This window comes from Pseudomonas sp. Pmew2, assembly GCF_058129885.1.
Map to the genome: position 1 here is coordinate 1,591,455 of NZ_CM176702.1, position 25,208 is coordinate 1,616,662.

Annotated in this window: 16 protein-coding genes and 1 pseudogene; 3 read left to right on the forward strand and 14 right to left on the reverse strand. The window is 58.1% G+C overall.

The genetic code is table 11. The annotated features are described in order from the left end of the window. Positions 1-30: 30 nt before the first annotated feature. From AC4ANK_RS07355 to AC4ANK_RS07365, 3 genes are read right to left on the reverse strand one after another with little or no spacing between them, the layout of a single operon-like run. On the reverse strand, positions 31-1,491 hold the full coding sequence (locus AC4ANK_RS07355; RefSeq protein WP_002554961.1) for an AdeC/AdeK/OprM family multidrug efflux complex outer membrane factor: 1,461 nt from the start codon (positions 1,489-1,491) through the stop codon (positions 31-33). Then, positions 1,488-4,622 (reverse strand): efflux RND transporter permease subunit, encoded by a 3,135-nt coding sequence (locus tag AC4ANK_RS07360; protein WP_002554960.1) that lies wholly within the window; start codon positions 4,620-4,622, stop codon positions 1,488-1,490. Before AC4ANK_RS07360 ends, AC4ANK_RS07355 begins: the two co-directional genes overlap by 4 nt. 3 nt (positions 4,623-4,625) lie before the next feature. After that, positions 4,626-5,786, reverse strand: a complete 1,161-nt coding sequence (locus AC4ANK_RS07365; protein WP_460383266.1) for an efflux RND transporter periplasmic adaptor subunit — start codon at positions 5,784-5,786, stop codon at positions 4,626-4,628. Positions 5,787-6,041: 255 nt separating this feature from the next. Here AC4ANK_RS07365 and pmeR point away from each other — a divergent pair, with 255 nt between their 5' ends. Further along, on the forward strand, positions 6,042-6,686 hold the full coding sequence (gene pmeR, locus AC4ANK_RS07370) for an auxin-lysine conjugate-binding transcriptional regulator PmeR (protein WP_002554958.1): 645 nt from the start codon (positions 6,042-6,044) through the stop codon (positions 6,684-6,686). Positions 6,687-7,166: 480 nt separating this feature from the next. Continuing rightward, positions 7,167-8,300: a DUF3396 domain-containing protein gene (locus tag AC4ANK_RS07375; protein ID WP_002554957.1), complete on the forward strand. Its 1,134-nt coding sequence runs from the start codon at positions 7,167-7,169 to the stop codon at positions 8,298-8,300. Between the two features lie 14 nt (positions 8,301-8,314). Here AC4ANK_RS07375 and AC4ANK_RS07380 read toward each other — a convergent pair. After that, positions 8,315-9,812: pseudogene (locus AC4ANK_RS07380) on the reverse strand (MDR family MFS transporter). Positions 9,813-9,939: 127 nt separating this feature from the next. Beyond that, a complete protein-coding gene (locus AC4ANK_RS07385) occupies positions 9,940-10,110 on the reverse strand; it encodes a hypothetical protein (RefSeq protein WP_004664028.1) in 171 nt (56 codons plus the stop codon). Between the two features lie 165 nt (positions 10,111-10,275). Between AC4ANK_RS07385 and AC4ANK_RS07390 the strand changes: the two genes are divergently transcribed. Beyond that, on the forward strand, positions 10,276-10,515 hold the full coding sequence (locus tag AC4ANK_RS07390; protein ID WP_002554955.1) for a hypothetical protein: 240 nt from the start codon (positions 10,276-10,278) through the stop codon (positions 10,513-10,515). Here the strand turns inward: AC4ANK_RS07390 and AC4ANK_RS07395 are convergent, their stop codons facing one another. From AC4ANK_RS07395 to bglX, 9 genes are all read right to left on the reverse strand, one after another. After that, positions 10,516-11,139: a flavin reductase family protein gene (locus tag AC4ANK_RS07395; RefSeq protein ID WP_002554954.1), complete on the reverse strand. Its 624-nt coding sequence runs from the start codon at positions 11,137-11,139 to the stop codon at positions 10,516-10,518. It abuts the gene before it with no gap. A gap of 139 nt (positions 11,140-11,278) precedes the next feature. Continuing rightward, positions 11,279-11,596, reverse strand: a complete 318-nt coding sequence (locus AC4ANK_RS07400; protein ID WP_002554953.1) for a hypothetical protein — start codon at positions 11,594-11,596, stop codon at positions 11,279-11,281. A 425-nt stretch (positions 11,597-12,021) separates the two neighbouring features. Further along, entirely contained in the window at positions 12,022-13,347 is a 1,326-nt protein-coding gene (locus tag AC4ANK_RS07405; RefSeq protein ID WP_002554952.1) for an MFS transporter, read from the reverse strand. 183 nt (positions 13,348-13,530) lie between these two features. After that, complete coding sequence (locus AC4ANK_RS07410) at positions 13,531-15,165, reverse strand: J domain-containing protein (RefSeq protein ID WP_031594828.1); 1,635 nt, start codon at positions 15,163-15,165, stop codon at positions 13,531-13,533. 5 nt (positions 15,166-15,170) lie between these two features. Beyond that, positions 15,171-16,865 (reverse strand): molecular chaperone HscC, encoded by a 1,695-nt coding sequence (locus tag AC4ANK_RS07415; protein ID WP_005733487.1) that lies wholly within the window; start codon positions 16,863-16,865, stop codon positions 15,171-15,173. 131 nt (positions 16,866-16,996) lie between these two features. Then, a complete protein-coding gene (locus tag AC4ANK_RS07420; protein WP_031594829.1) occupies positions 16,997-19,372 on the reverse strand; it encodes a PAS domain-containing protein in 2,376 nt (791 codons plus the stop codon). 224 nt (positions 19,373-19,596) lie between these two features. After that, positions 19,597-20,931, reverse strand: a complete 1,335-nt coding sequence (locus AC4ANK_RS07425) for a sigma-54-dependent transcriptional regulator (RefSeq protein ID WP_044423595.1) — start codon at positions 20,929-20,931, stop codon at positions 19,597-19,599. Positions 20,932-20,938: 7 nt separating this feature from the next. Continuing rightward, entirely contained in the window at positions 20,939-22,696 is a 1,758-nt protein-coding gene (locus AC4ANK_RS07430; RefSeq protein ID WP_002554947.1) for an ATP-binding protein, read from the reverse strand. Positions 22,697-22,765: 69 nt separating this feature from the next. After that, positions 22,766-25,063, reverse strand: coding sequence for a beta-glucosidase BglX (gene bglX / locus AC4ANK_RS07435; RefSeq protein ID WP_002554946.1), 2,298 nt, complete (start codon positions 25,061-25,063; stop codon positions 22,766-22,768). Positions 25,064-25,208: the final 145 nt, after the last annotated feature.

Consider the following 25,208-nt stretch of genomic DNA (forward strand, 5'->3'; position numbering starts at 1 on the left):
TCAGGTGGTTTTTTTGTGTGCCGCTTTAAATCAGAACAGCTGAACCGAAGGCTTCTCTTTGGAGATGGTTTCGGTCTGCCCGGTCCTTTCGTACCAGCCGCCGCCTAGGGCCTTGTACAGATTGACCTCGCTGGTCAGCTGCGACAGACGATCGGTGATCAGCGTTTGTTGCGCGCTGAACAACGAGCGCTGGGCGTCGAGGAAGGTCAGGTTGCTGTCGATACCGATCCGGTAGCGACGCTCGGCCAGACGGTAGTAGTCCTGGTTGGCCGCGACGAAGTCACGTTGCGCCTGGAGCTGCTCGTCGTAGGTCTTGCGTGAAGCCAGGCCGTCAGACACTTCCTGGAAGGCGGTTTGAATCGCCTTCTCGTAGTTGGCGACGCTGATTTCTTTCTGGATCTTCGAGTAGTCCAGGCTGGCGCGCAGGTTGCCGGCGTTGAAGATCGGGATGTTGATGCTTGGCTGGAACAGCCATGCACCCGATCCGCCCTTGAACAGGCCGGACAGCTCGCTGCTGCTGGTTCCGGCACTGGCCGTCAGGCTGATGCTGGGGAAGAACGCTGCGCGTGCTGCGCCAATGTTGGCGTTGGCTGCCTTGAGCGTATGCTCGGCCTCCAGAATGTCCGGACGACGCTGCAGCAGGTCGGACGGCAGGCCAGACGGCATTTCGGTCAGCATGTCGGAATCCAGCAAGTGGCTGGCCGGCAGGTTGTCAGGCAGGCTGGTGCCGAGCAGCAGAACCAGACTGTTCTGATCCTGTGCAACCAGACGCTCGTACTGAGCCAGTTTGGCACGCGCGCTTTCGACGGCGGTGCGTGACTGGCTCAGGTCCAGGGCCGAGGAAACACCGACTTCATTGCTGCGCGAGGTCAGGCGATAGCTTTCTTCGTAGGTCTTGAGGGTGTCCTGCGTCAGCTTGAGCAGTTCCTTGTCGGCCTGCCAGGTCATGTAGGCATTGGCGACGCTGGCCACCAGACTGATCTGGGTGCTGCGACGCGCTTCTTCGCTGGAGAAGTAAGTCTCCAGCGCCTGCTCGCTGAGGCTGCGCACCCGGCCAAAGAGGTCCAGCTCGTACGAGCTGACACCCAGCGTTGCCGAATAGCTGCTGGTGATGCCTGCTTGACCGGTTTGCGACTGGTCGGCTGGCACGCGTTGACGAGTACCGCTACCTGTCGCCGAAACAGCAGGGAACAGGTCCGAGCGCTGAATACGGTACTGGGCACGGTAAGCGTCAATGTTCAGGGCCGCGACCCGCAGGTCGCGGTTGTTGAGCAGTGCAGTCTGAATCAGCTGTTGCAGCGCCGGATCATTGAAGAAGTGCCGCCAGCCTTGCTCCGCGGCAGCCATTTTGGCGCCTTCGACCGGCGAGTACGCCGGCCCTTGCGGATATTGAGCGGCGACCGGTGCTTCCGGCTGCTTGTACTCGGGGATCAAAGAGCAGCCGCCGAGAATGAACGCGGTAACTGCAAGAGAGATCAATGACTTGCTCATTGGCCAGCCTCATCGTGTGAAATATGTTTCTTCTTGCTCTTGAAGAGCCCTGAAACCGAGACAAAGAACAGGGGCACCCAGAAGATCGCCAGGATAACGGCGGTGATCATACCGCCAATTACACCAGTACCGATCGAATGTTGACTACCTGAACCTGCGCCCGTGGAGATTGCCAGCGGCACAACGCCGAGGATAAACGCCATGGACGTCATGATAATCGGGCGCAGACGCATGCGGCACGCCTCGATTGCCGAGTCGACCAGGCTCTTGCCCTGTTCGTGCAGCTCTTTGGCGAACTCGACGATCAGAATGGCGTTCTTCGCCGCCAGACCCACCGTCACCAGCAAGCCCACTTGGAAGAACACGTCGTTGGACAGGCCACGCAGGCTGGTTGCCATCAGTGCACCGATAACCCCCAGCGGCACCACGAGGATGACCGCGATCGGGATCGACCAGCTTTCATACAGCGCCGCCAGACACAGGAACACCACCAGCAACGACAGCGCGTAGAGGGCAGGGGCCTGCGAGCCGGACAAACGTTCCTCGTAGGACAGACCGGTCCACGAAATGCCGATACCTTGCGGCAGTTTCTTGGCCAGGGCTTCTACCTCGGCCATCGCCTCGCCGCTGCTGTAACCCGGGGCAGGAGTACCGAGCACTTCCTCTGCTGCCACGCCGTTGTAGCGCGACAGTTTCGGTGAGCCGTAGGTCCATTTGCCGCTGGCGAAGGCCGAGAACGGCACCATTTCACCCGAGCTGTTGCGCACGTACCACTTCTTGAGGTCTTCAGGCGTCATACGGGCACCCGCATCGCCCTGGATGTACACCTTCTTCACACGGCCACGGTCGATGAAGTCATTGACGTAGCTGCCGCCCAACGCGATGGACAGTGTGTTGTTGATGTCCGACAGGGTAATGCCCAGCGCACTGGCGCGTTCGTCGTCGATGATCAACTGGTATTGCGGTTCGTCATTCAGCCCGTTCGGACGCACGCCTGCGAGAATCTTGCTCTGCGCTGCCATGCCGAGGAACTGGTTACGCGCCTCCATCAGTTTGTCGTGACCCACGCCGCCCTGATCCTGCAGGTAAACGTCGAAACCTGTGGCGTTACCCAGCTCGAGAACAGACGGTGGAACGACCGCGAACACCATTGCGTCGCGCAGGCTGAAGAAATAGCCCTGAGCGCGCTTGGCCAGTTCGAAGACGCTGTTGTTGGAATCACGTTCTTCCCACGGCTTGAGCATGACGAACGCAATCGCCGAGCTTTGACCGCGGCCCGCAAAGTTGAAGCCGTTTACCGAGAACACCGACTTCACTGCACCGCTTTCCTTGGTCAGCAGGTATTCACGCATGTTGTCGATGACTTCCTGCGTACGCTCGGTAGAGGAGCCTGCCGGGGTCTGGATCTGGGCAAAGATGACGCCCTGATCTTCTTCCGGAAGGAACGCGGCCGGGATACGCATGAACATCCAGACCATGCCTGCGCAGATCAGGATATAGCCCAGATACGCCGGCCATTTGTGCTTGAGCATGTTGCCGACGCCACGTTCGTAGCTCAGAACGCTGCGGTCAAAGGTGCGGTTGAACCAGCCGAAGAAACCACGTTTTGGCTGGCCGTGGGTCTTCTCGTCGATAGGCTTGAGCATGGTGGCGCACAGCGCCGGGGTGAAGATCAGGGCGACAACCACCGACAGGGCCATGGCCGAGACGATGGTGATCGAGAACTGTTTGTAGATCACCCCGGTAGAGCCGCCGAAGAACGCCATGGGCAGCAGAACCGCCGACAGCACCAGCGCAATACCGACCAGCGCCCCCTGGATCTGGGTCATGGATTTGATCGTGGCGTCGCGCGGGGAGAGCTTTTCCTCCTCCATGACCCGCTCGACGTTTTCTACCACCACAATCGCATCGTCCACCAGCAAGCCGATGGCCAGCACCATACCGAACATGGTCAGGGTGTTGATGGTGAAGCCGAATGCCGCGAGGATGCCGAACGTACCCAGCAATACTACCGGTACGGTCATGGTCGTGATGACCGTGGCGCGGAAGTTCTGCAGGAACAGGTACATCACCAGGAACACCAGCACGATCGCTTCGATCAGGGTGTGCACCACACCATTGATCGATTCGCTGACCACTGGCGTGGTGTCATACGGGTACACGACTTTCATGCCTGGCGGGAAGAACGGCTCCAGCGACGAAACGGTCGCGCGAATAGCCTTGGCGGTGTCCAGTGCGTTGGCACCGGTCGCGAGTTTGATTGCCAGACCCGATGCCGGTTTACCGTCGAACTGCGAGTCGGTGCTGTAGTTCTCTGCGCCCAGGCCGACAGTCGCGACGTCCTTGAGGCGAACCTGCGAACCGTCGGTGTTGACCTTGAGGAAGATGTTGCCGAACTGCTCGGCGGTCTGCAGACGCGTCTTGCCGATGATCGTGGCGTTCAGCTGCTGGCCGCTGATGGACGGCAGGCCACCCAACTGGCCGGACGATACCTGGACGTTCTGCGCGGTGATCGCGTTTTTCACGTCCACCGGAGTCAGCTGGAAGTTGTTCAGCTTTGCCGGGTCCAGCCAGATACGCATGGCGTACTGCGAACCGAACACCTGGAAGTCACCCACACCGGAGGTCCGGGAAATCGGGTCCTGCATGTTCGACACGATGTAGTTGGCCAGGTCTTCCTTGCCCATGCTGCCGTCTTCGGACACCAGGCCGATAACCATCAGGAAGTTCTTCACTGCCTTGGTCACGCGGATACCCTGTTGCTGCACTTCCTGTGGCAACAGCGGGGTCGCGAGGTTGAGCTTGTTCTGCACCTGAACCTGCGCCGTATCAGGGTTGGTACCCTGATTGAAGGTCGCGGTAATGGTCATGCTGCCGTCGGAGTTACTTTCCGAGCTCACATAACGCAGGTTGTCGATACCGTTGAGCTGTTGCTCGATCACCTGCACCACAGTGTCCTGCACCGTCTGAGCGGAGGCGCCCGGATAGGTGACCTGGATACCGATGGCTGGCGGTGCGATGCTCGGGTACTGGTTGATCGGCAGGCTGGAAATCGACAGCGCACCGACCAGCATGATCACGAGGGCAATAACCCAGGCAAAAATGGGTCGATCAATAAAGAATTTCGACATGGGTTACTCCCCTTTGCTGCCTGCGGCTTTATCAGTGGCCGGGGCAGGTGCCGGGTTTGCTCCTTTGACGTTGGTCGCTTCGGCGACTTTCACTTCGGCGCCTGGTTTGACGTACTGCAAGCCTTCGGTAATGACCCGATCACCTTCTTTCAGGCCGTCTTCGATCAGCCAGTCGCTGCCCACGGTGCGGTTGGCCACCAGCGTACGCATTTCAACCTTGTTGTCCTGGTTGACGATCATGGCGGTCGGCGTGCCTTTCAGGTCGCGGGTCACGCCTTGCTGCGGTGCCAGAATGGCTTTCGCACTGACGCCAGCCTGCAATTGCGCGTGGACGAACATGCCAGGCAACAAGCGATGTTCCGGGTTCGGGAATACGGCGCGCAAGGTGACCGAGCCTGTGGTCTGGTCAACCGATACTTCGGAGAATTCCAGCTTGCCTTCCTGGCCATAGACGCTGTTGTCTTCCAGCGTCAGCTTGACCTTGGCCGCGTTGTCGCCGGCTTTCTGCAGCTTGCCGCTTTCCAGGTCATTGCACAGCTTGAGCATGTCGGCAGACGACTGAACCACATCCACGTAGATCGGGTCGAGCTGCTGGATGGTTGCCATTGCTTCGGTCTGGGCGCTGCTGACCAGTGCGCCTTCGGTCACTGCGGAGCGGCCGATACGACCTGAAATAGGTGCCAGCACCTTGGTGTAGCGCAGGTTGATCTGGGCGGTCTGCAAGGCGGCCTGAGCTTCCTGCGTCGATGCCTGGGCGGTGTCATATTCCTGACGGCTTACCGCTTGCTCGCTGACCAGTTGCTTGTAGCGATCAGACATCGACTTGGCAGACTGCAGGGTCGCCTTGGCGCTGTTGGCATTGGCCTCATAGACAGCCGGGTCGATCTGATAGAGCTGCTGACCGGCTTTGACGTCGCCACCTTCGGTAAACAGACGTTTGAGAATGATGCCGTTGACCTGAGGGCGTACCTCGGCGACGCGGAATGCGGTGGTCCGGCCTGGCAGCTCGGTGGTCAGGGTATAGGGCTGTGCTTTGAGGGTAACGACGCCGACCTGAGGGGTTTGCGCAGGCGGGGCCGCCTGTTCCTTCTTGCTACAGCCACTGAGCAGGGTTGCCAGGGCGACGGCAGTGACCAGAACGGTAACAGCTGGCTTGAATTGCATGAAGATCCTCGGGGCAGGAGCCTGTTGTCTCAACAGTACGTTGAAGTGTTAAAAAATATTTCGGCTAGATAAGTAGCATGCTAAGGAATATACTTACATTCGCGGCTGTTTGTAAACACCCGCTGTGCGCATTCGGCCACTATTCACAGTGCCGACAGCCAATTCGGGACAAGGCGAGACAAATGCCGCCCGGTCATATCTCCAGGCCTGCCACCAGACGTATGCCTGAGGTAAATTTTTTGAGGTTTTATTGCCATGGTTCGTCGCACCAAAGAGGAAGCTCAGATCACTCGCAGCCAGATTCTGGAGGCTGCCGAGCAGGCTTTTTATGAGCGAGGCGTCGCCCGCACCACGCTGGCTGACATCGCAACCCTTGCTGGTGTGACGCGAGGAGCCATTTACTGGCACTTCAACAATAAGGCCGATCTGGTCCAGGCAATGCTCGACAGTCTTCAGGAACCACTCGATGAAATGGCGCAGGCCAGTCAGAGCGAAGAGGAAGAAGACCCACTGGGCTGTATGAGAAATCTTTTGATTCATTTGTTTCATGAGCTCGCACTGGACCCGAAAACCCGTCGCATCAATGAAATCCTGTTTCACAAATGCGAGTTTACTGACGAGATGTGTGATTTTCGTCGTCAGCGCCAGGACAACGCCATACAGTGCCACGACCGGATCACCCTGGGGCTGAACAATGCCGTACGTCAGGGGCAACTTCCAAAAGATCTCGACACGGCCCGTGCCGCAGTCGCCCTGTTTTCTTACGTAAACGGCATCATTTATCAATGGCTGCTGGTTCCAGACAGCTTTTCATTGCCGGCAGAGGCCGAGCAACTGGTTGATGTGTGTCTGGACATGCTGCGCTTCAGCCCTACGCTAAGAATCAGCAAGGCTTCCTGACGGAGATGACAGGTCTTAGCGCCTGCCGGTTCGGTCGGGCCGTTGTCTTTCCCACAAAGCCTAACTCCAATTCTTGCTTTTTATACAGTGTGTTTACTGACTGTTTACCCGTCCTCATCGATTGCCCCCGCCGGTTGCCGCCGATCAGACCTTGATCCGACAAAATATTGTAGGAGGCAGGTAGGACATTTCCTGATACATGTAGCTGATTTCCCAAAGTAATTTCCGAGTATTGCCCCGCGGGAAAACTCCCTTCACTCTTCGCTTCCGGAAAGATCAGAAGAGAGGAAGGTTGCATGTTTTTGCCGAATCTTGCGCCTATGTGCCTTGAAGTCATCGCCAGATCCGCTGAAGTGTACGAGCGTGGACAGGGCCGTGACTTGCATGAGCGCAGGTCTGTGTCGGGCGTGATCGAAACATGCAAAGGGCATGCAGGCGTTAGCGTAAATCCGCGTCTCTCGATCAAAGGGAGGGCGGAGCATGTCGGACACTACAACTGATGCTGTGAGGCTACTGGCCGGAGTCGCGCAGCAATCCGAACGGGTCGCCATGGATTCTGAATTGGGGACGCCCGTCATTCGACTTGGGTTGATCACCACGCTGTATTTCCGCAATGGCCACACGCTGGAGATGAAGCGTCGGGTCGAAGCCTGCTTTTCGCGCTTCTATGACGCGTTCAAGCCGAAACTCAAATGGCAGCTGTTCAAGCGTATGCGTCGCTTGAGCGCATCGGGTTTTGCATCGACCCGGCGTCAGGTTGTCGAAAGCCTCCCGGACGAGCAGTTCATCTGGTCTATCGCCAGTGCGACCCAGGCCGAGGTCGCCATGTACAGCCTGTTTGTCATGAACACCCCGCAGGGGCAGGCCGATAACGATCGCTCTTGTCTGAAAATGGTATTGCCCTGGTCCTGCCTGACCGAGCCCGACGGTTTGAAGAACTACGAGGCCTGGATCCGCTATCTAAGCAGCGAAGTGCAGGCCGAGCATGGCTTTGGCGGGCTCGCCTGTGTACTGCCTTGCGATGGTCATCAGTATTTACCCTGGGGGTATCGACTGGCTCAGGACTACATAGGGTTGATGGTCGATCCCGGTCCGCACATTGAAAGCCTGCGTTTGCTGGACCGTATAAAGGGCGTCAGTTGGTACACGGTGCTGGGCGAAGGGTTTGTCAGGCAGCTGGGAGGGAGCGACAGATTGCGGGGCGAGATGAGCGCGCACAGCGACATCGTGTTCCATAGCTATCGCAACGGGTTGATCATTCGGGCGGGTGCGGTGCCTGAATTGGGTGGTCGAGGCCTGCCACCGCCGCAACCCTATGTGACGGTCAACCGGATGATCAAACCGGTTCGCCTGCAGGACACCGGCAACCTTCATCCCTACCTTGCTCCCGGTATCGGCTTTACCGAGGAAACCACTGCGCAATGGTATGCGCGATTTGATGAAAAACCGCTGCCGCCAGTTGATGCGGGGCAGGCATGCCCTCGATCAGGCTGCTGGTTCAGCAGCGCACAGTTTGGCTCTCGTCGACATTTCGACGAAGGTGAACTCATGCCGGCGTTCAACCATATAAAAAGCAAGAAAACCCAGTGGTTTTGGGCCGGCATGCCTTCCTGATTCAGCGCGTCGAGCTAATCCCGGCCTCGCAATAGCGTATTGGGCATTGCTACTGCTGCCGGCAAGGCCGAGCAGCGAAATGGCCGCACTGGTGATCAGCAGGTTTCTGAAGGTCAGCGCCAGTTCGGCTCGCAGTGTTTCCAGTGCCGGTCCGGTTGCTGCATTAAGGCTGTCGAGCAGGACATTACCGGAGCTGCCTTCGCCACCCAGTGCTCCCGAGCCGAGCAGGCCGACACCGGTATGCTGCAACATAGCCAGTAGCAGCGCCGACATCAATGCCACGCCTACTGCACCCCCCAGCGAGCGGAACAGATTGGTTGTGCTGGTGGCCACGCCCATATCCCTTGGCTGAACCGAGTTTTGGGTGCCGACCAATGAGGTGGGGAACTGCATGCCGGTGGCGATGCCGGTAAGGACCATGAACAGGCTCATCGCTATCAGCGATTGGGGAGGCGTGAAGGCCATGCCCAGAATCGCGATGGGCATCAGCAACGCCCCGGTCAGAATAAGCGGTTTGTAGCGCCCGGTTTGCGCGGTGCGTCGCCCGGCGAAATAGGCACCCATCGGCATGCCGATCGCCAGCGGAAGCAGGTGCAGGGCGGCACTGTCTGCACCGCCACCGGTGACGGTCTGGTAACGCAACGGCATCAGGACAATCAGGGAAATAGCCTGAAAACTGGTAAAGAACACCGTGCACCAGCAAAGCACGGCACTTTTATTGGTGAACAGGTGCATGGGCAACAGGGGCTCGGCGGCACGGCGTTCGTACCAGACGAAAATGCCCAGCGTCAGCAGGGCGGTGCCCAGTAACAACTGAACCTCGAAATCGCCCAGACCATGCCCCTGCCCAATTTCGGTAATTCCCAGCAGCAGCGCGGTCAGGCCGATGATCATCAGCACCGTACCCAGGTAGTCGATAATCGGTTTGCGCTGCGGCACTGGCAGGCCGACCAGGGTTCGATATGCGACGATCAGCGCGGCTGCTCCCAAGGGCAGATTAATCAGGAACACCCAGCGCCAGGACAGGTATTCGGTCATCAAGCCGCCCAAGACCGGGCCTGCGACGCTGGCCACGGCGTACATGCTGCTGAAGTAGCCTTGGTAGCGGCCCCGCTCACGAGGCGGAACAATGTCGGCGATGATTGCCTGGCTTACCGAAACCATACCGCCTGCACCGATGCCTTGAAGGACGCGCGCCAGCACCAGTTGTTCCATGCTCTGCGCCATGCCACAGAACAGCGAGGCGAGGGTGAAAAGCCCCAAGCCGAACAGCATCAGTTTACGCCGTCCGTAAAGATCGCCCAGCTTGCCGTAGATCGGCACTGCTACGGTCAGTGAAACCATATACGCGGAAATGACCCACGCCAGCAGATCGATGTCCCTGAACTGGGCGGAAATGGCAGGCATCGAAACAGCAACGATGGTCTGATCCAGAGCGCTGAGCAATACCGCCATCATCAACGCGAACAGAATGCTGCGAATGGCCGGAGGCGTTTGAGTAAGACTGGTCAAGGCAAAACCTGATGGCAGTGTTGACCCGCCGCAAGTGAGGCGGGAGAGTCTGACCAGTCTAATCCGATAGCTTGCTAATCGATAGCTGCCTTTGCTGAACGATGACGCAATTCACGCTACACAAGCGTCATCGCAAGGCGCTGAAGGTTGCGTCGGTCGGCACGCAATGGCCAAACGTGCAACTGGCGACCTGTGGGGCCTGACGAGCCAGCTCGTTACGATAGGCCCCTGCGGTGTATACCGCCAGGACCGCTAGAGCACCGACGACAACCATGCATTTTCTTGTTCTGACTTTCATGACGCACTCCTTACCTCGGCTACAGAGCAGTTTGAAAGAACTGATTAAAGTGTAGGACAAGGTTGGAGTTTGCGTCGGTAGTCATCATCTGCGTTTGCTGCGTGACGAATGCCCTGGAAGACGCGTTAGAATTCGCGCTTTGATTTATGAGCAGGGTCCATACGCATGGCACGCAAGGAATACAACGGGTTTGAAGTGGTGTCGGCAGTCATTCCTTCCGAGCAGGGGTACAACGCGGCAATTGCCATCAAGGCGCTGGGTGCAGGCGGAGCGCCGCGCTTTCATGCGCTGCTGCCGGATCAGAAATTCAAGACCGCCGATGATGCCGACCTGGCCGCTGTACAGGAGCTGCAGCGGCTGATCGACATTGATGCCGAGGGCGAGCCTGTATGGGGCGATTCCTGATCAGGCGCCTGGGCGAAACATCTTGAACAGCGCTTCCGGCCCAAGCTGGAAGTAATCTGCAGGACCGCCGCCACGCAGGATCGGCTCGGCGGCTGCGGTGTCATAAACACCGTCCTTGAGCAGGAATTTCTCGATGTGTACGGCTACCACTTCGCCCAGAATCAGCCAGCTGGGCACCAGTTCCTGGTCGGCGCGTTGCAATTGAATGATCTGCGTGACTTTGCATTCAAACGACACCGGCGTCTCAAGCACACGTGGGACCGAGACGATATGAGAGGCCAGCGGCGTGAGGTTGGCCAGTTCGAACTCGCTGACATCCGGCGCTACCGGGGCACAGCTCTGGTTCATGGCTTCGGCCAGCGAGCGGGTCGCAAGATTCCAGACAAACTCACCGGTCTGCTCGATGTTATTCAGACTGTCCTTGCGACCAACGCTACAGAACCCAATGATGGGGGGCACGTAGTTGAAAGCATTGAAGAAACTGTAGGGTGCCAGATTCAATTTGCCGTTGGCATCCTGCGATGAAATCCAGCCGATCGGGCGTGGGCCTACAATCGCGTTGAACGGGTCATGCGGCAGGCCGTGACCCTTGGACGGCTCGTAGGAGTGAATAGCGTCTGACATGCTTGATTCCTGATGGGCTCTATAGGGTGCGGACATAGTGCTGCGCATTTGCAGAGGATGCCAGAGTAGCGTGTATTTTAGCCTGCGCCAGACATGAAGAAGCCCGACATCGGCCGGGCTTGGGGTGTTGCGTGGACTATCAGCCCAGACGATTGGCGCCGACGTGGTCTGCGCCATCAGCGGCCTGACGGTTTGCACCGACACGGTCCGCGCCATCAGAGGCCAGACGGTTGGCACCGACGTGGTCTGCACCATCGGCAGCCTGACGATTTGGACCGACACGGTCTGCGCCGTCAGCAGCTACGCGAATTGAACCGACGTTAGTGTGTTTGGTGCCGCCTTCAGCAACGATGGTCGAGCGGGACATATCGCTTTGAACAGTTGTGACTGGAAGTGCAAAGGCGCTGGAAGCCAGAACAGAGAAAGCCAGGCCGAAGATCAATTTAGTGGTTTTCATGATGATGTCTCCAATGAGTGTCGGGTGAGTTGTCATCCCGGTATGGAGGCAATGCTACGCGCCAGCGGATTATTAAGAAGTTAATCGGATTGCTAGCGACCATCGCTGAAAATGATAGTTGGCTGTAATGCTCTGATTTCGGGCTTTGTGGGCGATATTGCATTATTGAAGTGCATATTTTGAAAAATCTTGTAATAAAGCCTCTTGACAAAATGGAAGTGTAATTTTTTCAATGTCTTATCGCTGATTGGTCTCGAAAGTGTGCACTGTATTGAAACACTTTGTAGCAAGTGCTCATGTCGCTCCAGGGGGCATTGATGGCAGTTGTATCGATGTAACCGATATTGATGTTCCTCACACCGGTGTGGAAACGGCACGCCAACTCAGGCGTTGGCATGCCACTCAAGCGGGTTAATGAAGAGTGATCAATCTGTCTCGATCCGCGAATGTTTGCGCGTGTCTTTCATGAAGACATACACCAGCAGCGAACAGGCGATGCAAGCGGTTACGTACCAGTAGTAGCCGGTTTCCATGCCGATGCTCTTGAACCACAGTGCGATGTATTCCGCAGTACCACCGAAAATCGACACCGTCAGTGCGTATGGAAGGCCGACACCCAGCGCACGGATCTCGGTCGGAAACAGCTCGGCCTTGACCACTGCGTTGATCGATGTGTAACCGCTGACGATGATCAGCGCCGCCATGATCAGGAAGAACGCGCCCCACCAGGTCTGAATGGTATGCAGCGTGGTCAGGATCGGTACGGTACACAGCGTTCCCAGTACGCCAAACGCAATCAGGATCGGACGCCGCCCGACCTTGTCGGACAGGGCGCCAATCACCGGCTGCAACAGCATGAACAGAAACAGCGTCGCGGCTGATATCGAGGTCGAGTCGGTGATGCTCATGCCGACGGTGTTGACCAGATACTTCTGCATATACGTGGTGTAGGTATAGAAAGCCAGGGTCCCGCCCATCGTCAGACCGACTACGGTCATCAGTTCCTTGGGATGACGCATCAATGTGCGCATCAGGCTTTCCTTGGCCTTTTCCTTTTTCTTGCGGGTGAACGACTCGGTTTCTTCCATGCCACGACGCAGAAACAGCGCGACGACTGCACACAGGGCACCGATGACAAACGGGATACGCCAGCCCCAGGCATACAGTTGCTCGGTGGTCAGCGTCTGCTGCAGCACGATCAACACGCCCAGCGCGATGAGTTGGCCGGAAATCAGCGTGACGTACTGGAAGCTGGAAAAGAAGCCGCGACGTTCCTTGGTGGCCATTTCGCTGAGGTAGGTAGCTGAGGTGCCATATTCACCCCCGACAGACAGGCCCTGCAGTAGTCGGGCGAACACCAGCAGGATCGGGGCACCGACGCCGATGCTCTCATAGCCCGGGGTCAGGGCAATGATCAGCGAGCCGAAACACATCAGCAGCACCGATGCCATCAGCGCAGCCTTGCGCCCCTTGTAGTCAGCGTAAAGCCCCATCAGCCAGCCACCGATAGGCCGCATCAGAAAGCCGACGGCAAAAATCGCGGCCGTGTTGAGTAACTGTGCGGTGGTGTCGCCCTTGGGGAAGAACGCTTTGGCGAAGTACAGCGAGAAAGCGGCGTAGACGTACCAGTCGTACCACTCGACCATGTTACCGACCGAGCCGCTGAAAATGGATTTTAAACGGCTGGAAGTGGTTTTTTGGCCGGCAGCAGTAGCAGCCGACCCACGGGAGGCGGGATTGGAAGTTTCCATGGTGTTCCTTGTTTTTCATTATTTTTGGAAGGAGGCATTGGCTGCCCTGCCTGTGACATAGCAGGAGCTGTGCCACACCATGAGAGCCTGTTCTAGAGCGGTTGCGAGATTTTGATGAGCGAGAATCCGCTTATCTGTACAAAATAGATAAGCGGATTCTTGCCGATGGGTGCTCAAGCGAGGTTAGTGACCGCGTGCCGGCCCGAACACAATCACGCCCACGACGAAAGCGAGCATCAGACCCAGAACGATCATGATTGCCTTGAAGGTATTTCTGACGCAGAAGGCTTTTACGCTATCCCAGCCTCCGGTTCTGATGGAGATGGCGTCCTGAAAACCTGAAATCCGGTAGGGCGACAGCACGATCCATAGCAGCAGGACAGCGCCATACAGCGCTGCCAGTACGGGCCCTTTCTGTACACAGATATAGCCTAGCGTGACGATCGGAATACCGTGGCGCAGCGCCAGCGCCTGATAACCGGGCCAGCTCAGGTAATCGGGCAGCAAGCGCGCACTCCAGCGCGTATCCACCGGCTTGATACGCTCAGCGAAAGGGCGCCAGAACGACATGAATATATGGATGACAAGCAAGAGGAAAATCGGCGCGGTCAGCGCAAGGCCAGCTATTTCGTACCAAGTGGCGTTGCTGCCGGAAGGGTCCAGTGATGCCGTCGTGAAGATCGTCAATACGCCGAAAAAATAGGCCCTGAGATTGAAATTGGATGACACCTGCTCAGGCAATTTACGCCAGGATTGTACGTCGGCGTCCGGGAATTCTTGTATGGCATCCGGGAATCGGTGAGTGAGGTCGGACGCCAGTTTTTCGCAGGCTTGCCACAGCTCTTGATTACCGTGCCTTGCCAGTCGCAGCCTTTCATCCAGGGGTGGTGGTTGCAGAAGAAGACGCGCAGCCATGGTCTCGGGACTGTCTTGTGAGGCTTCGAGCAGTTTCTGCTGACGTGCGACGAATGCCTTCTTTTCACAACGCTGGACCAGATTCATCCACAGGGAAAGCGGCCCTGCATACACGTCATGTTTCTGATCCCAGGCAAAAAGGCTGCTCACGCGTTCGAACAGGGCAGGGGGCCAGTCATGGTTGTTGAGCAGCAGTGTCATGGTCCACTGTTCAAGTTGCTCCTGGCGATCAAATGATGTCAGCCATGGCTGCTGCCGGAGTGCCTTGAGCGTATCGAGAAAGGCACGTTCCTCGTTGTTTTCGAGCATGGCATGAAATGACTCAAGCGAGCTGTCCAGCAGTGCCTGAGTCAGCCGATGCGCCTGATGAGTCCTGAGCTGTACTTTTTGCCAGGGTGTCAGCCAATGCAGTTGTTCGACGGCGGCCTTGATCAGCGCCTGATTGTCCTCCGGGTCCAGCAGGCAACGCCGGGCCAGATGTTGCTGGAAGAGCTCATCGCAGCCTTGATCCTGGGCTATCTGACGTTGTGAGTGCAGGTTTTCCGGTGTGGTCTGACTGGCTTGCTCATACCAGCTCAACTCTACTGCCGGTCGGGCAGGAGGCTCGGCCATGTCGAATGCCGGGTGTACCTGTCGATGGTCCGGTCGGACTACCAATACAGGCTCATCAAGGGGCAGCGATTCGAGGGGATGGCCAGCATTTGACCAGACGTCACTGCCCTCACCATCGTCTTCGGCACGATTTCTTGCCCAGTCCAGCGCCTGCTCGTAAGCATCGCGCAGCGCCTGAAAGGCAGCCGGGTCGTCGTCGGGACGCGTGGTTTTCAACAGCCTGGCGTATTGGCGCTTGATGCTGCGCTCGTCGGCATCATGGCCCAGATCCAGTACGCTCCAGCAATCCATTGCCGTCACCATTCACCTCGTTCGAAACGGTCTGCTTCCTGTTCAAGCTGTTTGCGCAGTTCATTGATCTGCCGGTCATCCTGGGTTTCCAGCACGCGCTGGAATTGTGCAGCCCAGACTCCGATGGTTTCACGTGCCTCGCCCAGATACTCCTGATAGAGCCGTTCCAGACGTGCTGTCAGGTGAGTGTTGACCTGTTGTTCGCGAGGATGAACCTTGAGTGCTTCCAGCACCTTGAGTCGTTCACGGATTTCGGCGGGTGTCATGACTCCGGGGTTGTTCTCGATAACCAGCTTGTGATTTTCGCCGGTCATCTGGATCCGCACGTCGGCCTCCAGCAGGCCGTTGTTGTCGTATGTGAAACGCACGTCCAGTTCGACCTCGCCAGCCTTGGCTTTCGGCACGGGAATATTCAGCTCGCCCAGCGCGATGTTGTCTTTGACCAGGCGGCTTTCACCTTGAAAAATCCGCAGCAGAACGTGCTCCTGATTATCGGCAACCGTGTTTACGGTACGCACCCGGCTGACCGGTACCACGCTGTTGCGTTCGATGATCGGAAGGTAATGCCCGGACTGATAGCCGTTGAACACGTATTGTGTGGTTTCGATACCCAGGGTGTAGGGGCACACGTCGGTCAAAACGACTTCTTCCAGCGCCGCATCGCGCTGCTTGAGTGCTGCCTGAATTGCAGCACCCTGCGCGACAACCTCATCCGGGTTGAGTGTGATGGCCGGAAAACGGCCGAACATCCCCGCGGCCAGTTTGCGGATCAGCGGCATACGTGTAGTGCCGCCCACCAGCAGGATTTCGTCCAGATCTGCGACGCGAATTTTCGCATCGCGCAAGGCTCGCTCGATAGGCGCGCGCAGGCGGGCCAGCAGAGGCGCAAACAGATCATTCATCTGCTCTTGCGTGATTGTCTTGCGCCATTCGCGGTCGGCATGGCGCAGCACGAAATCGACACTGTTTTCCTGGCCCAGCGCCTTGCGCACGCGCTCGGCTTCACGTCGTAGCGAAGGCGTTACCAGTTCCTTGCCGGGGAAGTCCTGCTCATCTCGGTGCAGGGTCAGAAAGTGCTCGACCAGCAGGCGGTCAAAATCTTCACCCCCCAGAAAGTTGTCGCCCGCGCTGGCACGCACTTCCATCACGCCGTCGAAGAGTTCGAGGATCGAGATGTCGAACGTGCCGCCACCCAGGTCGAAGACCAGAAACGAGGTTTCGCCTTCCTTCTGATGAAGTCCATAGGCCAGGGCTGCTGCTGTCGGCTCGTTGATGAGCTTCTCGACCTTGAGGCCGGCCAGCTCACCGGCAATGCGCGTCGCTTTACGCTGAGCGTCACTGAAGTACGCCGGAACGCTGATCACCGCCTCGGTGACAGGCTCGCCAAACGCGCGCTCGACGTCGGCTTTAAGACTCTTGAGTACCAGCGAGGACAACTCTTCCGGACGATAGGTGGCAGATCCCAGGCGAATCTCCTGAGCGCTGCCCATATAACGTTTGAATAGCGCCGTGGTTTTTTCCGGGTGAGTTTGCAGACGTTCGCGCGCCGCCTTGCCGACCAGAATCTGCCCTTCGTCGTCCAGTCCGACAACGCTTGGAGTCAGCGTCTCTCCCAACGCATTGGTAACCAGCTCGCTGCTGCCGTCGCGCCAGACAGCCACCAGGCTGTTGGTGGTGCCCAGGTCAATACCGACGATCATCTCAAAAATGCTCCCTGCTCAAGGATTGTTGCAATGTTTTGCGTGATTCTGAATCAAGGCAACCGGTGTTGTCTTCGTTTTATGCGTCGGGAATACCTGGTTGCGTCCTGCCTCAGGATGCCTTTTCGGGATTATTGTTCCCCGGTACGGCTCACCGCCCTGTGCAGGATCGCCGCCAGATCTTCTCTGGAATAGGGCTTTTGCAACAGGTCGAAGCGGTGTGCCTCGTCCTTGGCGATCGTCGCAAATTCAGTGCTGTAACCGGTGGTGAGGACGACCGGCATCCAGGGGTAACGCGCCTCGATTTCGGCAGACAGTTCCAGCCCGCTCATGCCGGGCATCGCGATATCCGAGAACACCACATGAAAGTTTTCCGGGTTACCGGACAATTCATGCAGCGCCTCGGCGGCACTTTTGACCCATAGCACCTGAAAGCCAAGCTGCTCAAGCATCGGTCGGGTAAAAGTGCCGATGTCCTGATTGTCCTCGACCATCAAAACGCACAGACCGGGCAACGCGATGGGCGCGTAATGCTTGTCTTGCGCGACGACTTCGTGATTTTTTGCACTCGGCAGGCACAGCCTGAAGCAGCTGCCTCTGCCCAGTTCGCTTTCAACCAGCACTTCGCCGCCCGATTGTTTGGCGAAGCCGAATACCTGCGACAACCCCAGCCCTGTACCCTGTCCCACGCTTTTGGTGGTGTAGAACGGTTCAAAGATCAGGCCCAGTTTTTCTTTGGCGATACCCGCGCCGGTATCGGTCAGCGACACCGTCACATAATCGCCATCGCTGAGTGAGGCGGGCTGATCGGCAGTGGGGCAGGCAGCGCATTCAACTTTTATGCTGAGTCGGCCTGCGCCCGACATTGCATCGCGGGCGTTAACCACCATGTTGACCAGCGCAGTGTCGAACTGGCTGCCATCGGCGAAGATAAAGCACGGCTCGGCAGGCAGGTCGATGTTCACCTGAATGCGTGCGCCGGTGAGCGTATCCATCATCTCGCCAATACGCGCTACGCTCTTGCAGACATCGAACACTTCCGGCTGCAAGGCCTGACGGCGGGCAAAGGCCAGCAACTGACCGGTCAAGCGAGCCGCCCGGTCTACCGTACTGGAAATCGCCTCGACGTACTTCACACGGCGATGCTCTTCAAGGTTAGGTGCCTTCAACAGGTCGCTGCAGGAGCGGATCACCGTCAACAGGTTATTGAAGTCGTGCGCCACACCGCCAGTGAGTTGGCCGATAGCCTCCAGTTTCTGCGCTTGATGCAAGGCGTCCTGGGACAGCCGCAACGCTTCATTGGCTTCTTCTTCGGCCTGAATGTCACGGCCGACGGCATGGATGAATTGTTTGTCCGGTACGGCAGTCCACGAGATGGTCCGGTACGAACCATCCAGGTGGCGATAGCGATTCTTGAAGTGAGGAATGGTCTGGCCATTTTCCAGTCCGCTCATGGCGGCCAGCGTACTGTCCACGTCTTCGGGGTGCACCAGCCCCAGGAACTGGCTGTCGAGCAGTTGTTCTGCCGACCAGCCGAGAGCTTGAGTCCAGGCCGGATTGACTGCCGAGATAATGCCGTCGAACTGCGCCACCAGCATCAGGTCAGTCGACAGGCGCCAGATGCGATCACGATCACGGGTGCGCTCAATCACGCGCTGCTCGAGCGTTTCGTTGAGAGACATCAGCGCTTGTTCAGCGTCTCGGAGCTGTGTCATGTCACGGGACACACACAGGATTTTCTCCGGCTTGCCGTCCTTGCCGAAAATCGGGCTGACTTGCACATGCCACCACTTGACTGTGCCCGTCAGAGTTTTCGCCGATCCCATGAAACTGGCGTTCTGACCCGCGCGGGCCGCTTCGACCGCCGCGATGGCGTCCAGATTGCCTTGGTCCTGCCAGAAATCGGGCCAGGGGCAGCCGCGAATCGCATTGAAATCGCTGACTTCCATGATCTGCTGGCCGCCTTCGCTCATGAAGGTCAGGCGCGAATCGAGGTCCAGCACCTTGATGCAATCATTGATGCTCGACAGAACACGGTCGGTAAACGCTTCGTTTTCATTTTGCCGGACCTGGGCAATGACTTGGGAGGTGGTTTCATTGACCCGGCAGAACACGCCCTCGATCAGGCCGTTATCGCCGTAGAGCGGCGAATAGGAAAGGGACCACCAGGTTTGCTCGGGCCTGCCGTTGCGCACAATGGTGCGCTGAATATCGTCAGACCGGCGGCTGTGCCCACCAAGCGCCTGCTCAGCCAGCGGGCGCACGGCCTCCCAGGCATCACCCCACACCGAGGCAATGGGTTGTCCTTGTGCCTGCTCTGCTGCAACGGGCAAAACCTGGGAATAGGCGTCATTGAAGAACAGGACAAAGTCCGCCCCCCAAAGCAGGTACATGCTGTCAGGGCAACTGAGCATCAGGTTCATTGATGACAGTAACGCTGCAGGCCATGCTTGCTTCGGTCCCAGCGCAGACGTCGACCAGTCTGTCTCTCGGATAAGTCGGCCCATATCGCCGCCTCCCAGTGGGAGGTCGAGGGGAGTATTCACGGTAGAAAATGCCCCAACTTTCGGACTGCCAATGTGAGCTTGAATAGCCAGGCGGGAATGATGTCATTATGCCTTTAAACTATCCAGCCATCACGGCCTTACATAGCCGGGACAGTATGCAGACCCGGCAGCGCGGGAAATGTTCGGTTATCGCCGGAAGAAGCCATACAGGATATGCGCAGCCATCAGTTCAGGAACATTTCCCGTACCAGAGCATGGCGCTGCATTTTCTCGTTCAGCGTCCGTCGCGGCAGTTGCAGCTCGTTGAGCACAGCCTTGATATCACCTTTGTGACGGGCCAGCGAAGCGCGCAGGCATTGTGCTTCGAAGGCTTCCTGGCGTGCTGCCAGAGAGTGTCCCTGCAATTGAGTATCGGGCTGCGGCGAGGTGAGTTCCAGGCCCAGCGCCTGCCGCTCAGCCGAATTGGCCAGCTCGCGTACGTTGCCAGGCCAGTCATGGCTGAGCAACTGACTCAGGCGTGCGGCGCTCAGGGCGGGCGATTCGCGGCCCATACGCTCGGCGGCTGCTCGGGCGAAGTGGCTGAACAGTTGCGCGATGTCTTCAAGGCGTTCGCGCAACGGCGGCAGGCGCAGCTCGGCAACGTTCAGGCGATAGGCCAGATCTTCACGGAAGCGCCCGGCGCGGGCCTCTTCAAGCAGGTCCGGTTTGGTCGCAGCAATGATCCGCAAGTTGACATCAATACTCTGATTCGAGCCCAACCGTTCAAGGCGCTTGTCTTGCAGAACGCGTAGCAGCTTGACCTGTTGCGCCATGGGCATGCTCTCTATTTCGTCAAGAAACACGGTGCCGCCGTCGGCATACTCCAGTCTGCCGATACGTTTACCCTGTGCACCGGTAAACGCGCCGCTTTCGTGCCCGAACAACTCGGCTTCGAACAGATGTTCCGGGATGGCCGCGCAATTAAGCGCAACAAAAGGTTTGCCGGCGCGCGGCCCGAAGTCGTGCAGGCAGCGAGCGACCAGTTCCTTACCGCTGCCGGTTTCCCCCCGAATGATTACATTGACCGGCAGTTGCGCGAGCTCAAGCACCTGACGGCGTAAGGTCTGCAGGCTGGGCGACACGCCGAGCAGCGTGGCGTCCAGTCGGGTTCTGGCATCGGCCTGTTCATGCAGACGGCGGTTTTCCAGCACCAGTTGGCGTTTCTCCAGCGCGCGCCGCAGGTTGCTGATCAGCGTTTCAGGGCTGAAGGGCTTTTCCAGAAAATCATAGGCACCTTCGCGCATCGCCTCTACAGCCATCGGCACATCACCATGGCCGGTGAGGAGGATGACCGGCAGGTCCGGGTCCATGCCTTGCAGTCGGCTCAGCAGTTCCAGACCGCTCATGCCCGGCATGCGTACGTCGGTCAGCACCACACCGGGGAAATGTTCCGGCAGCTGTGCCAGGCACTCCTCGGCACGGGCGAAGACTTGCACCTCAAACCCCGACAGCGTCAGCCATTGCTCGACGGCTTGCCGAATGGGTGCCTCGTCGTCTACCACGATGACCGAGTTCAACATGCCGGGTTCAGGCCTCCAGAAAGTCATTGGGCAGGCTGAACCAGAACACAGCACCTTCGGCATGGTTTTGCGCCGTAAGTTGCCCGCCCAGTTCGTGAATGATGGCGTACGACACGGCCAGGCCAAGGCCCAGACCATCGCCCACAGGTTTGGTGGTGAAAAACGGATCGAAAATACTGGCCAGGTTTTCTTCGGCGATCCCCGTTCCGTTGTCTTTGACGCTGAGCCGCCATTGCTTGTCGATGGCGTCGATACGCACTTCAAGGCGCCTGGACGGGCGCTCGCGCATGGCGTCCAGTGCATTGCGCAGCAGGTTTATCAGCACCTGCTCCAGACGTATGGCATCGCCACGCACCCAGGCGGGACGTGACAGATGCAGCACGCAGTCGATGTGCTCCTCGCGCAGGCGTGGGTCGAGCAACAGCAAGGCCTGATCGACTACCGTGGCCAGGTCCAGTCTTTCGCGCAAACCGCTGGGGCTCTTGCGGGCAAAGGTCTTCAGGTGGCTGGTCAAGGCGGCCATACGTGTCAGTTGTTGATCGACTGGAACCAGCGCTTTGCAGGCTTCATCGATTCGGCCCTGATCCAGCAGCAGTCGCACGGTCGCCAGTTGCATGCGCTGGGCAGTCAGCGGCTGGTTGATTTCGTGGGCCAGCGCTGCCGACATCTGCCCCAGTGCCGCCAGTTTGGCCGACTGCACCAGACCGTCCTGCGCGGTTTGCAGATCACGGGTGCGCTCTTGCACCAGACGCTCCAGTTCGTCCCGGTTGCGCTCCCGTAATCGCGCCAGTCGCCAGCGCTGATAGAGAAACAGCGCCAGAAATACCAGTGCCAGCCAGATACCCGCTGCGGCGATGCCCGCATTGCGAATGTCCTCGCTGGACGTAGGTGGCTTGCGCAACAGGTGCAAGGTCCAGTTTTCATCGGGCAGCGGCAGCGACTGCCAGAGATAATCCGTGGTGCCATCCGGGCCTTCTACACGGCTCAAATGACTGTTTTTGCCGAAGCTGTCCATGACCCGACTGCGCAGCGGGGAAAGTACCTTCTTGTCGTATTGGCGAGTGCGCAGCAGGTCGGCACGGTCCTCTACAGAAATAGGCAGCAGTTCCCGATAGCGCCAGCCCGATTGATTGGCAATGAAAACGATGCCTTTTTCGTCGCTGACCAATAGCAGGTCGTCACCTTGGCCCCACTCCTGCTCAAGGTCTGGAAACTCCAGCTTCACGACCATCGCACCGATGAAGGCACCCGTATCGTTCACCACCGCACTGGACAAGAAGTACCCAGGGATTCCGGTGGTCACACCGACCGCGTAAAAGCGCCCGGTACCCTGAGCCCGTGTTTGCAGAAAGTAGGGGCGAAAGCCGTAGTTGTGGCCGACATAGCTGTTGGGTGCGCGCCAATTGCTCGCGCTGATCGCCAGACCGTGCAGGTCGAGCAATTCAAGCGTCGATGAATGCGCCGTATTGTTGATTTTTTCCAGCTTGAGATTGAGCGCGTTCTGCACGTCAGCGGCTACCGGACCGCTCAACGCCGCACGTATCTCCGGGTCCAGTGCCAGAACAGAGGGCAGGGCGCGATAACGTTCGATCAGGGTATGCAGGGTATTGGCATACAGTGCCAGTTGCCCCTCGGCACGCACCGCATCTTCTGATAGCGCGTGACGCTGGGCCTGATGCATCGCAAGCCCGGCGCACAGCACCGCACCGGCCATGATCAGCAGCATGTACAGGGTAATGCGCCAGTAACGATGCTTGAGCGTCATGTTGCGGCCTGATCGGACTCCGCTGGCGCGTTTGCAGATCGATGCCTGCGAACGCGCCATGGACGAGCGTTACAACAGATTGAAGGTCGCTTCTTTCACGGTCTGCGAGTCCAGGCCGATCATGACCTTGAATTCACCAGGTTCCGCAGCGTACTTGAGCTCGCTATTGTAGAACTTGAGGTCGTTTTCACTGAGCGTGAAGTTAACGACTTTTTCCTCGCCAGGCTCAAGCATCACTTTTTCGAAGTTCTTCAGTTCTTTCACCGGGCGACTGATCGACGCAGCCACATCATGCAGATACAACTGCACCACGGTCGCGCCTGCAACCTTGCCGGTGTTTTTCACGGTTACGCTGGCAGTGAGCTTGCCTTTGCGCGTCATGCTGGCGTCAGACAGCTTGATGTCCGAGACGTCGAACTGCGTATAGCTCAGACCGTAACCGAACGGAAACAGCGGGCCATTGGGCTCCTCGAAATAGTGCGAGGTATAGTTGCCCGGCTTGTCTTCACGATACGGACGGCCGGTATTCAAGTGTGCATAGTAGACCGGCAGTTGACCGATCGAGCGCGGGAACGACATGGCCAGCTTGCCCGACGGGTTGTAGTCGCCGAACAGTACATCCGCCACCGCGTTGCCGCCTTCGGTGCCCGGGAACCAGGTTTCGAGCATGGCATCGGCCTGTTCCTGCTCGTCGACCAGTACCAGGGGACGGCCATTCATCAACACCAGCACCAGTGGTTTACCCGTGGCCTTGAGTGCCTTGATCAGGTCACGCTGCTTGCCCGGAATGTTCAGGCTGCTGCGGCTGGCCGACTCATGGGACATACCGCGCGACTCGCCTACCACGGCAACAATCACATCAGCCTGCTCGGCGACCTTGACCGCTTCGTCGATCATTTCCTGCGCTGGACGCGGGTCGACCTCGACCTCCTTCTCGATGAAGTTCAGATAGTTGAGGATGTGCTCGTTGTCACTGACGTTGGCACCACGGGCGTAAACCAGTTTGGCCTTGTCGCCGACCGCGTTGGCCAGTCCTTCATACACAGTGACCGACTGATTGGCACGGCCCGCTGCCGACCAGCTGCCGAGCATGTCGAGGTGGCTTTGAGCCAATCCACCAATAACCGCGATGGTGCCTTGTTTCTTCAACGGCAGCGTTTCGTTCTGGTTCTTCAGCAGCACCAGTGTCTTGCGCGCAACATCGCGAGCCTCGGCACGGTGCAGGCGGTCATCGGAATAGGTGTCTGCCGGGTCATCGGCAGCGACGCCGATTCGGCCGTAAGGAGCGGCGAACAGGCCCATGTCGTACTTGGCCCCCAGTACTTCACGCACGGCGCTGTCGATTTCCTTCATGGAAACCTCGCCGTCCTTGACCAGTCCGGGCAACTGCTCGCCATAGGCCACGTCGTTCATGCTCAGATCGACACCAGCCTTGATCGCCAGCTTGGCGGCCTCGCGAAAGTCCTTGGCCACGCCGTGGTCGATCAGTTCCTTGATCGCGCCATGGTCGCTGATGGTCACGCCCTTGAAGCCCCAGTCCTTGCGCAGCAGATCCTGCATCAGCCATTTGTTGGCGGTCGACGGGACACCATTGATCGAGTTGAGCGCAACCATCACGCCGCCAGCTCCTGCATCGATGCCAGCCTTGTAGGGCGGCAGGTAGTCCTGATACATGCGCGTCATGCTCATGTCCACGGTGTTGTAGTCGCGTCCGCCTTCGACCGCGCCATACAGAGCGAAGTGCTTGACGGCAGCCATGATGCTGTCATTGGCTGCGATGTTCTTGCCCTGGAAAGACCGGACCATCACATCGGAAATGCGTGACACCAGGTAGGTGTCCTCGCCAAAGCCTTCGGAGCTGCGGCCCCAGCGTGGATCGCGGGAAATATCGACCATGGGCGCGAATGTCATGTCGATACTGTCAGCACTTGCCTCTTTAGCCGAAACCCGGCCCATCAGTGCGACGGCGTCCATGTCCCAGCTGGCGGCCATGCCCAGGCTGATCGGGAAAATCGTACGATGACCGTGAACCACGTCGTAGGCAAAAAACATCGGAATTTTCAGACGGCTTTTGGCGACAGCAGCTTCCTGCAGCGGACGATTTTCCGAACGGGTAACGGAGTTGAACGTGCCGCCGATTCTTCCGGCAGCAATTTCCTTGAGAATTTGCGGCTGTGGCATGTCGGCGCTGATGCTGATCAAACGCAACTGGCCGATCTTTTCGTCCAGGGTCATTTGTTTCATGAGTTTGCCGATGAAGGCATTCTTGGCTTGAAGCGTTGTATTGTCCGTGGCGGCGGCGCTTTGGGCCATCACCGACTGACTGGCCATCCCGACCAGCAAACCTAATAAACACAGCTTATTCATGAATGATTTCTCAAGGCTTTTGTCAGCAACTCGCGTTTAATGTCCGACAGCCAGTTTTTGGGTTATGGACCTTTGGCGTTATGGTTCGTACAGGGCGCAAGGATAGTTGCCATCCGCTTCACTGTACGAAGTCCCCCCAAGGTGT